This is a genomic window from Streptomyces sp. NPDC044704 (assembly GCF_056433525.1).
The window spans coordinates 573,203-585,964 of the sequence record NZ_JBWKGY010000004.1 but is presented as its reverse complement, the minus strand read 5'-3'; the positions used below and the strand labels follow the sequence as shown (position 1 = coordinate 585,964).

Here is a 12,762-nt window from a genome sequence, read left to right as displayed (position 1 = left end):
GCGCGCATCCGGGCGCGCGGGCAGGAAGGATCGGCTCATGGCTCACTCCCCAGGCCGGGACCACGTGGTGGTGGACCTCCCCGCGGGGCGCCTCCGCGGCGCGACCGAAGACGGGCTCACCGTCTTCCGGGCCGTCCCCTATGCCGCACCGCCCGTCGGTGACCTGCGCTGGAGGCCCGCGCGGCCGCACCCCGGCTGGGCGGGGACGCGGGACGCCACCGCCGACGGCCCCAGCGCGCCGCAGCCGTACCGGGAGGGCGGGGACCCGGTGCTCGGCGGCCACGGCTCGCCGCCCTTCGACGAGGACTGCCTGACCCTCAACGTCTGGACGCCCGCCGCCGACGGCGCCCGCCGGCCGGTGCTCGTCTGGATCCACGGCGGCGGCTTCGTCTCCGGTTCCGGGTCGCTGCCCGGGTACTCCGGGGCCACCTTCGCCCGGGACGGGGACCTCGTCGTCGTGAGCGTCAACTACCGGATCGGGCCGCTCGGTTACCTCTCCTTCGCGGACGAGGGCGAGGGCGGGGGCGACGGTGAGGAGGAAGGCGGGGGCGCCGCGCCCGCCGACGGCGCCCCGGCGGTGGGCCGGGCCGGCAACCCCTGGCTCACCGACCAGCTCCGCGCCCTGTACTGGGTGCGGGAGAACATCGCCTCCTTCGGCGGCGACCCCGACCTCGTCACGGTCGCGGGCCAGTCGGGCGGCGCGGTGTCCACCGCCGCCCTCGCCGGCCACCCCGAGACCCGGGGCCTGATCAAGCGGGTGATCCTGCAGAGCCCGCCCCTCGGGCTGGACTTCCCCATGCCCGACACCTACCAGGAGCGCGTCACCGCCTACCTGGAGCTCGCCGGAGCCAAGACCGTGGCCGAACTCCGCGCGCTGGACTGGCCGGAGCTGATCGGCGCGGGCCTCGGACTCTTCGCCCGGACGACGCGGTGGGGGTACTGGCCGACCCCGTTCCTCCCCGTGATCGACGGAGTCACCCTGAGCCGCCATCCGGCCGGGACCCTGACGCACGGCGCGGCGACCGGCATCGACGTCATGATCGGTTGGACCCGCGAGGAGGCCAACTTCGGCTTCGCCCTCGACGACGGCTACGCCACCGCGACCCGCGAGCGGGTGACCGAGCGGATCGCGGAGACGTTCGGCGCCGCCCGCGCCCCCGAGGTGTACGCCGCGTACGAGCGCGCCCGGCCCGGTGCCCGCCCGGCCGACGTCCTCATGGACCTCGTCACGGACGAGCTCTTCCGTGTTCCCGCCCTGCGGCTGGCCGAAGCGAGGGCCGAGGCCGGCCACCCGGTGTGGGCCTACCAGTTCGACCTGCCCACGCCCGCCCACGACGGCCGGCTCGGCGCCGCCCACTGCCTGGAACTCCCCTTCGTCTTCGCCAACTTCGACCAGTGGGCACACGCCCCCTTCCTGGCCGGACTGGCCCCCGCCGTCCGCGACGGACTCGCCACCGCCATGCACCGGGCCTGGATCGCCTTCGTCCGCACGGGCGACCCGAACCACGCCGGACTGCCGCGGTGGGACCCGTACGAGCGGGGGGAGCGCACCACGATGCGCTTCGACTCGGTCGTGACGGCCCTCGGTGACCTCGCCGGCGCCTCCAGGGTCCTGTACGGGCCCGGGCCCGCGCCCGAGGGGCCCTCCGGCGCCGTGATCTAACTCGTGTAACCTCGGAAGGGCAGGTGCGAACCGACCAGAAGGAACATCGAGGGACGCCATGGCCGAAGACACTCACGTCCCCGCGACCACCACCAGTGCGGACGTCGCGCGCCTGGCCGGAGTCTCGCGCGCCACCGTCTCCTTCGTGCTCAACGACACCCAGGGCCACCGTGTCAGCGCCGCCACCCGTGCGCGCGTGCTCGACGCGGCCCGCCGCCTCGGCTACGTACCGCACGCCGCGGCCCGGTCCCTGCGGGCCGGCCGGAGCAACCTCGTCCTGATGCCCTCCTCGGTCTCGGCGATAGGCCGCCTCGTCAGCGACTGGGTCGACGACCTCCACGGCGAACTCCACCGGCACGGCTACACGTCCGTGCTCCACGCGGGCCGCTTCGCCGACCCCGTCGACGCCGCCCGGGCCTGGGCCGAGCTGCGCCCGGCCGCCGTCGTCGCCCTGGACGGCGACCGGTTCACCCCGCAGGCGGCCGACCTGCTGCGCCGCGCCGGAGTGCGCGGGCTGCTGGCCTTCGCCGCGCGTCCCGTCGAGGGCGTGCACACCGTCGGCTTCGACCACGCCGACATCGGCGCCACCGCGGCCGGGCACCTCATCGCGGGCGGCCGCACCAGGATCGGCGTGGTCATGCCGCAGGAGCGCGGGCTCGCCACGCTGGCGCGGCCGCGCCTGGCGGGCGCCGAATCGGTCGCCGCCCGCAACATGGCCACCGTCACCCCGCTCGAACTGTCCTACACGCGCGAATCCGCGACCGCCCTCGCCCGGCGGTGGCCGGACCTCGGCCTCGACGCCGTGTTCGCCTACAACGACGAGTACGCCGCCCTGCTGCTGCACGCCTTCCGGGCCGAGGGCATCGCCGTACCGGAGCAGGTGGCCGTCGTCGGCTCCGACGACCTGGTCCTCTCCGCGTTCCAGCAGCCCGCGCTCACGACGGTCCGCCTGGAGCTGCCGTCGCCCGCGCGGATCGCGGACTCCCTGCACGAACTGATCACCACGGGGGCGGCGCAGCCGCTGCCGTCCGTCGAGTCCGTACTCGTCCACCGCGAGAGCTCCTGACGGACGGGCACGATCCCCGGAGGACGGGCGGGACCCCCACCGGGTCCCGCCCGTCCCGTCAGTGCTGCGGGGCGGGCTCGGGGGTGCCCACGGCCGCCCCCCGGCGGTCGTGGACCCGTACGCGCTCCCGGTGGAGCGCGGGTCCGCACAGCCACCACGCCAGCAGTCCGGCGCCCGCGCCGGCGGCCGCACCGGCCACGGTGTCGCTCAGCCAGTGCGCGTGCAGCCAGGTGCGGCTCCACATCATGGTCAGCGTGAAGACCGCTCCGGCCACCCACCACCCCCGCCGCCGGGCGGCCGGCACCAGCAGTACGCCGACCAGCACCACCAGCAGCGCCGCCGAGGCGGCGTGGCCGGACGGGAAGGAGCCGTGGTCGACGCGGACCATCGGGTTCGCCGGCCGCGGCCGGTCCACCAGGTGCTTGAGCCCCTGGACGACGAGCGTGCTGGCGCCGAGGTAGGTGCCGAGGAAGAACCCCGCGGACACCCAGCGCCGGCGCACGAGCAACAGGAGGAGCAGGCCGAGCGGGACGACGGCGCCGGGCGGCCCGCCGAACCAGTTCAGGGCGGCCGCGACGGCGGCGTACGGCCCCTCGTGCGGGCCGCCCATCCAGCGCAGCCAGCGCTCGTCCAGGCCCTGGAAGGGCGGGTTCACGACGTCCGGGCGGACGGCGAGGGCCAGGAGGGCGGCGCCTCCGAGGAACAGGAGACCCGGCGCGAGCGCGCCGCGGCCGCGGGTCGCCCCGGAGTCGCCGGGTCTGCCGGAAGGGGTGGTTGCGGGGTGCGTGGACATGACTGCCTCTCACGGCCGCGGGCGTGCCCGCGGCCGTCTACGGGTGCGAACGGGTGCGGGTGGCGGTGCCGGGGCACGGTTCCGCCGGGCGTGTTGGGGCGCGGCCGCGCCACGCCCCACCACCGGAAGGCGGGGGGTCAGGCGCCCGCGCCGAGGTGGCCGGCCAGGAAGGCGGCGCTCTCGGCGACGATCGCCTCGATGTCCGGCGAGCCGAGGAAGATGTGGTCCGCGCCCTCCACCGGCCGCAGCGTGACCTCGCCCCCGGCGTCCGAGAGCGCACGCGCGAGGGATTCGCTCTGGCTGTAGGGGACCAGCCCGTCCCGGGTGCCGTGGACCAGCAGGAACGGCGGGGGATTCGAGCCCTGGGCGTACGTCACCGGGCTCGCGGCGCGGGCGAGCGCCGGGCGCTCGGCCTCGGTGCCGCCCAGCAGGGCCTCGTACGGGTCCGGGAAGTCCGCTCCGCCCGGCATCGCCGGCATCGGGTGGTCGGCGAGGGCGGGCAGGTCGGAGACCCCGTACCAGTCGACGACGGCCGACACCCCGGTGGCCCCGGAGCCGACCCCGTGCGCGCCCTCCAGGGCGGCGCCGTCGGGGCTGCCCGGGCCGACGAGCCCGGCCAGGGCGGCGAGGTGACCGCCGGCCGACTCACCCCAGACGCCGATCCGGTCCGGGTCGATGCCCAGTGTCCCGGCGTGGGCGCGGACGTAGCGGATCGCCGCCTTCACGTCGTGCAGCTGGGCGGGGAACGGGGCTTCGAGGCTGTGCCGGTAGTCGATGGAGACGAGCGCGAGTCCGGCGCCCAGGACCGCCCCGTGCAGGAGTGCGGCGGGCACGGTCGGCGGCGGGTAGCGGCGGTCGCCCTCCAGCCAGCCGCCGCCGTGGATCCAGACCACCGCGGGGAAGGGGCCCTCGCCCGCGGGCACCCGGACGTCGAGCAGGCGGGGGCGGAAACCCGGCGTGGTGGCGTACGTGACCCCGTCGAAGAACCGCACGCCGTCGGCGCCCGTCATGGGCGGTACGGGGGGCTGGTAGGGCGGGGGCGGCCAGGTCATGTCGGCGATGTCGAACCCGGCGGCGGGAGATTGCGTCATTGAGGCCCTTCCGATGCGGCGCGGCGCGGCCGTGGTGGCCGGCCGGGTCCCGGCGCGGCGCAGGCTTCGGGACGTTTGTCCGAAATGCTTGCGCGGATCGCCGGGGGAGGCATAACGTGTTACACGTGTAATCACAACAGTAGCGACGCATTTCCGCTGACCACAAGCCCATGGGCAGTCCGACTTCCCCGTCGGTTACACGAGCCGCCGCAGTGGGTGCGCCGCCTTCCCCCTCCGGGAGCACGCCATGCTCACCCCCCTCGGCAGGTCCACGTCCCTCGCGGAGCCCCCGCGTCCCGCCGCGCCCGCGCCCCGGCACCCCTCCTCGGCCGGCCGTTTCGTCCACTGGGTCACCGACCCCGTCGCGGCGACCGTCCCGCAGGTCCGGGCCCGGGTCCGGGACGCCCTCGACGACTGGCGGGTGCCGGGGGAGCTGGCCGATGTGCTGCTGCTGGCCGTCAGCGAGCTCGTCGGCAACGTCGTGCGGCACGCGGCCGCCGGACGGATGCGGGTGGGTGTGACCCGGGACGGGGGCTGGATCCGTCTGGAGGTCGCCGACCAGGGCGCGGGCCTGCCCCGGCTGCCCCTTCCGCGGGCGGAGGCCGACCTGGAATCCGAGTACGGCCGCGGACTGCTGATCGTCCAGCTGCTGGCCGCCGAATCCGGCGGCGAACTCTCCGTCGTCGCGGGGGAGTCGGGGAAGTCGGTACGGCTGCGGGTTCCGGCGCCCTGACCGCGGGCGCGGGAGTGCGGGGGACGCGCCGCTGCCTGATCCGATCCGGTCCGGCCCGGCTTCGGCGACCGCCGGGTCCGGGCCGGTGGAGGCCGCCGGCCGCTACGCGCCCCCGCTTCCCCCGTGAGCCGCCCGGAGGGGCAGGCCCCCCGTCGCCCCGTCCGGGCGGCTCGTGATCCGATTCAACCGGAGTGCCGGGTCGGGGACGGGTCGCGGGCGGGGCGGTTCCCGGCGGGGATCCGCTCCACGAGCGCCGCGGCCTCCGCGTCGCGCACCACGAAGTGGACGTCCCACCGGGCGCCGCGCGCCAGCTCGGCCTCCACGGCCGCCCACACCGCCGTCAGGCTCACGCCGGGCGGCAGTCCGCCCCTCCCCGATCCGAGCAGGGGGAAGCACACCGAGCGCAGGGGCGGCGTGTGGCGGTCGTGTTCCTCGGCCAGCAGCGCCAGGGCGCGGGCCGAGGCGCGGGTGACGTCGGCGGGCAGCACGTCGTAGTCGTTGGTCCCGGCGCGGGGCACGGCCAGCGCCGCGTGGTAGATCCGCCGGATCCCCTGGCCTGCCAGGGCTCCGGCGCCGGTCGCGGCCACCGTTCCGGGCAGTACCGGACGTCCCGCGGTGCCGTGCCGGGCCGCCCAGGTGCGCAGTTCTTCCTGGACGGGATCGGCCCGCACGTCCCCGGTGACCCCGCGCACGGCGGCCGCCCGGCGCAGCGAGGCGGAGACCGAGGACTTGTACGGCTCGGGCAGGGCGAAGTAGGTGTTGGTCGGGGAGACGACCACGTCCACGTCACGCAGCAGGTCGACGGGGTGCACGTGCACGGTGAGCAGGGCGGTTCCCGCGCCCGCCCGTACCTCGACGGTCCGGTGGGTGCCCGCGTCCCGGTCCCGGGCCTCCGGGGTGTCGGGGACCGGCTCCTCCGTCGCCAGCTGGACGATGCGCTCGGCGATCTGCCCGAGCACCATCACCTCGTGGTCCTTGCGGAACCGCTCGACGCTGACCCCGTACACCGCGCAGGCGCGGGCCCGGCGCGAGGACGCGGGCCAGTCCCTGGTGCCCTGGGCCAGGCCCAGGGTGTACTCGGCGGCCGTGCGCAGGGTGCCCGCGTCGAGCCGCGCCACGGCCAGGCGCAGGAGCGCCTCGACGGCTCCGTCCGCGGTCCTGGCGGGGACCGAGGCCGCCGCGGACTCCAGCGCGGGCAGCGCGCGCCCGCGCAGGCGGACGAGACCCGCCCGCCGCACCTCCTTCAACTCGGCAAGGACCGCTGCGTGTTCCACGGGTAACGGGGTCATGGGGACACCATGACACCGCGTGTCACACGGCGACAAGGATCGGACCGGCCGGGGCGCGCGGGGGTGCGGTCCTCAGTCCGTCCCCCCGAACGAGATCGCCGAACGCAGCGGAGCCAGCAGGGCGTTGACCGCCTCGACCCCCGCCCGTGAACCGAGGTCCGCGATCCCCTCGGCCGGCAGCGTTTCGAGCGGCTTCCCGCCCTGGCCGTCGAAGCGGTCTCCGAAGAGCACCAGTGCGTGCCGGGGCCGGTTGCGCCGGGACTGCCAGATCAGCCCCATGGAGCCGGGCGCCTGGACCCGGATCTCGCTGGCCCAGCGCCGCGCCTTCGGATAGTTCTGCTCGTCCTCCAGCAGGGTCGAGTCCTGGCAGACGGCGGCCAGGTCGTCCTCCTTGATCAGCGAGACCAGGCTCACCTCGCACCGGGTCCGCATCACGCTGAGCGACTTGCCCCGGACCGCGCGGTAGGGCACGAGGCGCAGCCCCCGCTCCGGGTCGAAGGGCATCGAGCGGAGCAGGGTTTCGGCGAGGGCCGTGGTCGGGCCGTCCCCCGCGTAGAGGTAGGGGTACGGGTCCAGCATCGTGCCGTCGAAGCGGCTGCCGCCGAAGTTGAGGTCGGCGGGCAGGGGGTTGAACTCCTCGGCCGGCCGGGTGGAGGAGTGGACCCGCCACAGCGGTGTGCCGGCCGGCAGGACGTGCTGGTGGGGCCGCAGTTCGTACGCGGACGGAGGCAGGACGCGCGTCATCAGTACCCCTCCACCAGTGCCGCGGCCGCACCCACGAGCCGTTCGTCGGGCAGTTCCCCGAGGAGCGAGGCGGGTGTGCCGCCCAGCCAGACGTTGCCGCTCAGCCACCAGTCGGCGGCGCCCCACGGGTCGACGTCGGCCAGCAGCAGCCGGTTCACCTCCAGGACGACCTCGTGCGCGCTCGCGTCGCCGGCCGTGAACTGGAACTCCGGATAGCGGTCCCCGCGTTCGGGATCGCGGAGCCGGATCACCTCGGGGGGCGGCGCGGCGCCGCCGAACCTGGCCCGTACCTCCTCCGGCGCCAGCGAAGGGGCCCGGAGCAGCCTGCGGTGGACGGCGTCGACGATCGCCGCGGTGTCGGGGGCCGTGTCGCCGGGGGGCGTGTCGTCGGGGCCGGGGCCGGGGGCGGGCCGTGGTGTCGCGAGCCCGGCCAGCAGCTCCCGTACGAGCGTCACGGTCTCCACCGCCGACGCGCCGGATACCGCCAGGCGCGAGGACTCCAGGGCGGCGCGCGCCGGATGCCCGAACGGCAGCGGCAGCAGGGCGAGCCGTACCCCCTGGCGCGCCTTGCGGACGGCCTTCTCGTCGCCGTGCGCCGTGTCGCCGAGCGCCCGCAGCCGGGCGAGCAGCGTCGCCTTCTGCTCGTCGGTGAGGGCCGCGTTCACGCTCTCCCAGTGCTCGGCGATGAGGCCGATCAGCTGGTCCTCCGGTTCTCTCGCGTTCATGCGGTCCCCTCTCCGCGTCCGGGCGCCAACCCTCTTGCGTCCGACGTCCGTTGACGCCCCATCATGACCATGCCCCGGGCGTCGCGGCACCCGGGTCACCGGATCCGTCGTGCCGACGGCCGGAACCGGGCCCGGAAACGCCCGGTTCGGCCCGCATCCCGCGCCGCATCTCCCGCAACAGGTCCCACAGGGCGTCGATGTCCGCCTGCGCCGCCGCGACCGAATCACCCGGCCGTGGCACCCCGTCGTCCAGCCGTCTCAGACTTCCGTACACGCCGCCGAGCGCGTGCGCGACCTCGCCCGCGATGCCCAGGACCCGTTCCGGGAGCCGCATCTGGGCCTCCGCGTACACGTCGCGGTGGAGGTCGCGGGCCTCGATGAGCCGCTGCCGCACCGCCCGCAGCTCCTCCTCGCGGCCCAGCGCGTGCAACTGGTCGGTCAGCGCGGCCACGTACTGCCGGGACGCCGTGTTGAGGGCCACGCAGCACGCGCGCCGCAACCCGGCCTCGCCGCGCCGCTCGCGCAGTTCCTCGGCGCGTTCCTCCTGGCGCATCCGGCTGAGCTCCGCCGCACGCTGGGTCAGCAGCGCCGACAGCAGGGTTCCGACGACCCCCACCACCGCGACCGCGAGGGCGGTCGTACTTCCGGCGTCCACGCGGCCTCCGTCCCCGTACCGTCACACCGTCAGCGAAGCACCGGATCCCGCCACGGGTGAAGGCCCCGTCCGGAGAACGCCCCGTGTCCGACCGGCCGGCGACCGGCCGGGGGTCCGGATCCGGTCGTGTCCGGGGTGAAGTCAGGTCGCTCCCGGGAAGGGGGCGACACCGGGCCGGGCGGGGACCCATCATGAACGCCCGGGTGGGAACAGCGGCGGAGGGGGACGGATGAACGAGGGTGACGGCGGGGGCGTCGAGGCACTGCGCGTCTGGGCGGGGGACGCGGGACGGCGGGCCGCGCTCCTGTTGCCGGCGGAGGGCGGCTCCCGCCGGCCGGCGTCCGACTACGACGCGTCGATCGACGAGCTGGACCGGCTCGTGACCCTGCTGGACCACGATCCGGCCCTGCGCAACCGCATCACCGTCCTGCTCGGTTCCCTGCTCGCCCTGCGGTACGCGGCCGGTGCCCGGACCGGGGACAAGGAGCGGGCGGAACGGCTGCTGCGGGCGGCGCGCGAGCCGCAGCCGGGCGTGACGCTCGCTCCGCAGGAGGAGCAGATGACCGCGATGATGCTCGCGATGCTGGCCTTCCCCGTCGCCGACCTCGGTCCGGTGATGGCGGGCAAGGCGCCGAGCCTCGCGGAGATCAGCAGGTGGGCGCTGGAGAACCCCGGAGGGGTCGACACCTGGATGACGGCGCTCCGGGGGCTCGTGGACGCACCGGAGGCCCTGGTGTCGCTCGACCCGGAGATCCTGCGGGTGGCCGAGCTCTTCGGGCGCGTCGAACGCGAGGGGTTGCCGGACGACCCGGAGGAACTCATGCGGATGGTGCCGGACGGCCATCCCATGGCGGGCCAGATGCGGGAGCTGGTCGACATGATGACCCTGCTACAGGGCGACGCGCCGCCCGCCGACGGGCGCCCGGCCCCGGCCGGAGCGTCCGTCGTACCTCCCGTCGTACCCCCAGTGGTGCCCCCCGCCGAAGTGCCCGCCGACGCGCTCGCCGGAGTGCCCGCCGACGCGCCCGCGGGGCGGGAGCCGGCCGCCGGCCCGGTCGCGGCCGCGGCGGGCCCGGGCGTCGAGGGCCCGTCGGACATCGCGCTGCGCGCCCTCATGCCGACGCTCGCCTCCATGACGGACGCCATGCGCAGCCGCGACCCGCACGCCATGGACGAGGCGCTCGGGCTCCTGCGCGCCGCCTACGAGCGGATGCCCCCCGGAGACCCCCTGACGCAGATGCTGGCCGGCGCCATGGGCGGCGTCCTCCAGCTGGGCCAGGCCGTCGGCGGTAACGAGCAGGACCGCGAGCGCGCCCGAGGCCTCATCCCGGAGGTACTGCGCGGCCTCGACGGAAACCTGCCGCCCTGGGCGGCGCCCGGCCTGGTGGCGCTGCGGATCGCCCAGCAGACCGCCGCGGTCCAGGACGTGCAGGGGCCGCAGGACGTGCCCCTGCTCGACGCGGCCATCGAGGAGCTGACCGGCATCGAGGCGGGCCTCGCGCCGGGCGACACGAACCTCCCGGCGGCCCGGGTCGTCCTCGGACAGGCCCGCATGCTGCGGGGGCTCCTGACCGGAGACGACGCACAGGCGCTGGCCGGCCTCGACGACATCGGCGCGCTCGCGGCGGCGCCCGAGCTCCTCCCCCCTCCCATGCGGCAGCTCGCCGCCCACCTGGCCCGGGCGGAGCGGACCGTGCGGGCCAAGGTCACCGGCGATCCCGCGTCGATCCGGGAGCTCTCCGACCCCGGCCCGGACGCGGGGCCCGCCGAATGGAGCAGCCACGCCTCGGACCTCGCCCTGCGCCACGAACTCACCAGTGACCCCGTCGACCTCGACGGGGCGATCGACGCCTACACCCGGGTCCGGACCGCGCTCAAGGAGGGCCGGGCCGCCTCGCTCGCCGCCGACTCCCTGTGGGAGCTGACGCGGCTCCACCAGAAGCGCTGGCACGGCACGCGGCGCGCCGAGGACGCGGCCGCCGCCACGGAGACCGGCATCGAGGCCCTGCGGGCGCTCGCCGCGGACGTCGTCCTCCAGCTCGGCCCCGAACACGGGCTGCTCACCGCCCGGTCGGGTGCCCGGCGCGGCGTGGAGACGGCCAAGTGGGCGGCCTCCCAGGGGCAGTTGCCCCAGGCGGTGACCGCGCTGGAACTGGGCCGGGCCACGGTCCTGCACGCGGCCGCCGCCTCCGCGGGGGTGCCGGAGCTGCTGGAGGAGCGCGGGCGGCCCGATCTGGCCGCCGCGTGGCGGGAGCCCGTACGGGCGGGCGTCCCCGACGGTCTGCCGGGCGAGCTCCCGAGCAGCCTGCGCCGGCAGGCGCTGGAGGTGCTCGGCTACCGGGACCAGGGGCTGATCCCGACCCCGACGGTGAGCGAACTGACGGCCGGGGTCACGGCGAGCGACGCGGACGCCCTCGTCTACCTCATGACCGGCACCGGGATCTCGCCCGGCCTCGCCCTGATGGTCGGGCCGGACTGCGGAACCTGCGCCATCGGACTGCCCCTGCTGACGGAGCACCGCAGCGGACCGCTCGTGCGCTACATGGACGCCGCCGCGGAGCGCGCCGCCCGGCCCGGCGACCAGGAGGCCGAGCAGGCCTGGGAGGCCGCCCTGTCGACCCTGTGCGAGTGGTCCTTCCCGGCCGCGCTGGGGCCCGTACTCAGCGGGATGACGGAGCGCATCGCGGCGAACGCGAACCGCAGGCCCCACAGCCGCACCCCGCGGATCGTCCTCGTGCCCTGCGGCAACCTCGGGGTGGTTCCCTGGCACGCGGCCCGGCTGCCCGACGTGGCGCCCGCCGACTACGCCTGCCAGTTCATGGCGATCAGCTACGCGGCGTCCGGCGCCCACTTCCTGCGCTCGGTGGCACGCGACCGGCGGCCCCCGGCGTCCGCGGCCGTCCTGCTGGCGGACCCGCGGATCGACCTGACCCTGGCCGAGCAGGAGGCCGTCGCCCTCAACACCGCGTTCTACCCCGACGCCCGCCTGTTCGGCGAGTACTACGACCCGGACCTCGAACCCGTGGCCGACGGTACCCCCGACGAACTGATGGCCCTCCTCGACGAGCCCCTGTCCGTCCTCCACCTCGCCTGCCACGGATCGGCCGGAACCAGCCCCACCGTCTCCGCCCTGCACCTGGCGTTCCCCGACGGTACGCAGGACCTGCCGCCCGAACGGGGCGGGGAGGGGGCCTCACCGGACCTCGGCATGCTGACGGTGAGCCGCCTGCTGGAACGCGCGAGCACCGCCCCGCCGGGCGAACGGGCCGAGGAGAGCGGCCCGTTGGTGGTGCTCAGTGCCTGCGAGACGGACTTCAGCACACGCGACCACGACGAGGCCCTGACCCTGGCCACCGCCTTCGTCGCGGGCGGCGCCCGGGACGTGGTCGGTTCCCGCTGGACCACCCAGGACGGTGCCTCGGCCCTGATGATGGCCGTGTTCCACCACTACGTCGCCGTCGAGGGCCGCAGCCCGGTGGACGCCCTGCGCGGCGCCCAGATGTGGATGCTGGACCCCGACCGCCGCGACCCCGGCACCCTCGGCGGCGAGCTGCTGCGCGAGATGGACCGGCCCGGTCTGGACCGGCTCCCGCTCTGGGCCGCCTTCACCCACCAGGGCAACCCCGGCCCCGCCGCGTCGACGCGCGGCGGCGCGTCCGCGGCGCGGGCACGGCCGGCGGGGGAACCGGCGCAGCCCGAGGAACAGCTGCTGCGCCTGGTCGCCGAGCACCTGGACGGCATCCGGGCCGCGCTCGACGACGCCCAGTACGGGCAACTGCGCGACCGGCTGCGGAGCCTGGCCGCCGACCCGGGAGACCCCCGGGCCCGGCGCAAGGCCCTGCACGGGGTCCGGCTCGCGCTGCTCCCGCTGCCGCTCGGCCATCCGGTACGGCTCGCCCTGGACCTGCCCCGCCGGACCGGCGCGCCCACCGGCCCCTCCGGGGTCGCCGCTGCCCGCGAGGTGCTGGCCCGGATGGACGGCGAGCCGCGGCCGGAGTGAGGG

The 12,762-nt window shown here is 76.0% G+C and carries 10 protein-coding genes; 4 read left to right on the top strand and 6 right to left on the bottom strand.

The features are described 5' to 3' along the window. Positions 1–37 precede the first annotated feature (37 nt). Together AC07B0_RS13540 and AC07B0_RS13535 are read left to right on the top strand one after the other, a co-directional pair. Positions 38–1,663: a carboxylesterase/lipase family protein gene (locus AC07B0_RS13540; protein WP_478898113.1), complete on the top strand. Its 1,626-nt coding sequence runs from the start codon at positions 38–40 to the stop codon at positions 1,661–1,663. A 58-nt stretch (positions 1,664–1,721) separates the two neighbouring features. Then, a complete protein-coding gene (locus tag AC07B0_RS13535) occupies positions 1,722–2,729 on the top strand; it encodes a LacI family DNA-binding transcriptional regulator (protein ID WP_356883294.1) in 1,008 nt (335 codons plus the stop codon). Between the two features lie 58 nt (positions 2,730–2,787). Here the strand turns inward: AC07B0_RS13535 and AC07B0_RS13530 are convergent, their stop codons facing one another. Further along, positions 2,788–3,522, bottom strand: a complete 735-nt coding sequence (locus AC07B0_RS13530) for a phosphatase PAP2 family protein (protein WP_478898111.1) — start codon at positions 3,520–3,522, stop codon at positions 2,788–2,790. Positions 3,523–3,659: 137 nt separating this feature from the next. Further along, entirely contained in the window at positions 3,660–4,613 is a 954-nt protein-coding gene (locus AC07B0_RS13525; protein ID WP_478898109.1) for an alpha/beta hydrolase fold domain-containing protein, read from the bottom strand. 247 nt (positions 4,614–4,860) lie between these two features. Between AC07B0_RS13525 and AC07B0_RS13520 the strand changes: the two genes are divergently transcribed. Beyond that, a complete protein-coding gene (locus tag AC07B0_RS13520) occupies positions 4,861–5,346 on the top strand; it encodes an ATP-binding protein (RefSeq protein ID WP_478898107.1) in 486 nt (161 codons plus the stop codon). A 182-nt stretch (positions 5,347–5,528) separates the two neighbouring features. Here the strand turns inward: AC07B0_RS13520 and AC07B0_RS13515 are convergent, their stop codons facing one another. The 4 genes from AC07B0_RS13515 to AC07B0_RS13500 form a co-directional block, all read right to left on the bottom strand. Next, positions 5,529–6,635 (bottom strand): hypothetical protein, encoded by a 1,107-nt coding sequence (locus AC07B0_RS13515; protein WP_469379536.1) that lies wholly within the window; start codon positions 6,633–6,635, stop codon positions 5,529–5,531. Positions 6,636–6,707: 72 nt separating this feature from the next. Beyond that, positions 6,708–7,379, bottom strand: a complete 672-nt coding sequence (locus AC07B0_RS13510; protein ID WP_356883284.1) for an RES family NAD+ phosphorylase — start codon at positions 7,377–7,379, stop codon at positions 6,708–6,710. Continuing rightward, positions 7,379–8,104, bottom strand: coding sequence for a hypothetical protein (locus AC07B0_RS13505; RefSeq protein WP_469379538.1), 726 nt, complete (start codon positions 8,102–8,104; stop codon positions 7,379–7,381). Before AC07B0_RS13505 ends, AC07B0_RS13510 begins: the two co-directional genes overlap by 1 nt. Positions 8,105–8,165: 61 nt before the next feature. After that, a complete protein-coding gene (locus tag AC07B0_RS13500; protein WP_469379540.1) occupies positions 8,166–8,759 on the bottom strand; it encodes a hypothetical protein in 594 nt (197 codons plus the stop codon). A gap of 229 nt (positions 8,760–8,988) precedes the next feature. Between AC07B0_RS13500 and AC07B0_RS13495 the strand changes: the two genes are divergently transcribed. Next, positions 8,989–12,759, top strand: coding sequence for a CHAT domain-containing protein (locus AC07B0_RS13495; RefSeq protein WP_478898105.1), 3,771 nt, complete (start codon positions 8,989–8,991; stop codon positions 12,757–12,759). Positions 12,760–12,762: the final 3 nt, after the last annotated feature.

Bases quoted from the DNA above. Each gene is read 5' to 3' on its own strand.
- AC07B0_RS13540 (WP_478898113.1), top strand. From the start codon at position 38: ATGGCTCACTCCCCAGGCCGGGACCACGTGGTGGTGGACCTCCCCGCG.
- AC07B0_RS13535 (WP_356883294.1), top strand. From the start codon at position 1,722: ATGGCCGAAGACACTCACGTCCCCGCGACCACCACCAGTGCGGACGTC.
- AC07B0_RS13530 (WP_478898111.1), bottom strand. From the start codon at position 3,522: ATGTCCACGCACCCCGCAACCACCCCTTCCGGCAGACCCGGCGACTCC.
- AC07B0_RS13525 (WP_478898109.1), bottom strand. From the start codon at position 4,613: ATGACGCAATCTCCCGCCGCCGGGTTCGACATCGCCGACATGACCTGG.
- AC07B0_RS13520 (WP_478898107.1), top strand. From the start codon at position 4,861: ATGCTCACCCCCCTCGGCAGGTCCACGTCCCTCGCGGAGCCCCCGCGT.
- AC07B0_RS13515 (WP_469379536.1), bottom strand. From the start codon at position 6,635: ATGACCCCGTTACCCGTGGAACACGCAGCGGTCCTTGCCGAGTTGAAG.
- AC07B0_RS13510 (WP_356883284.1), bottom strand. From the start codon at position 7,379: ATGACGCGCGTCCTGCCTCCGTCCGCGTACGAACTGCGGCCCCACCAG.
- AC07B0_RS13505 (WP_469379538.1), bottom strand. From the start codon at position 8,104: ATGAACGCGAGAGAACCGGAGGACCAGCTGATCGGCCTCATCGCCGAG.
- AC07B0_RS13495 (WP_478898105.1), top strand. From the start codon at position 8,989: ATGAACGAGGGTGACGGCGGGGGCGTCGAGGCACTGCGCGTCTGGGCG.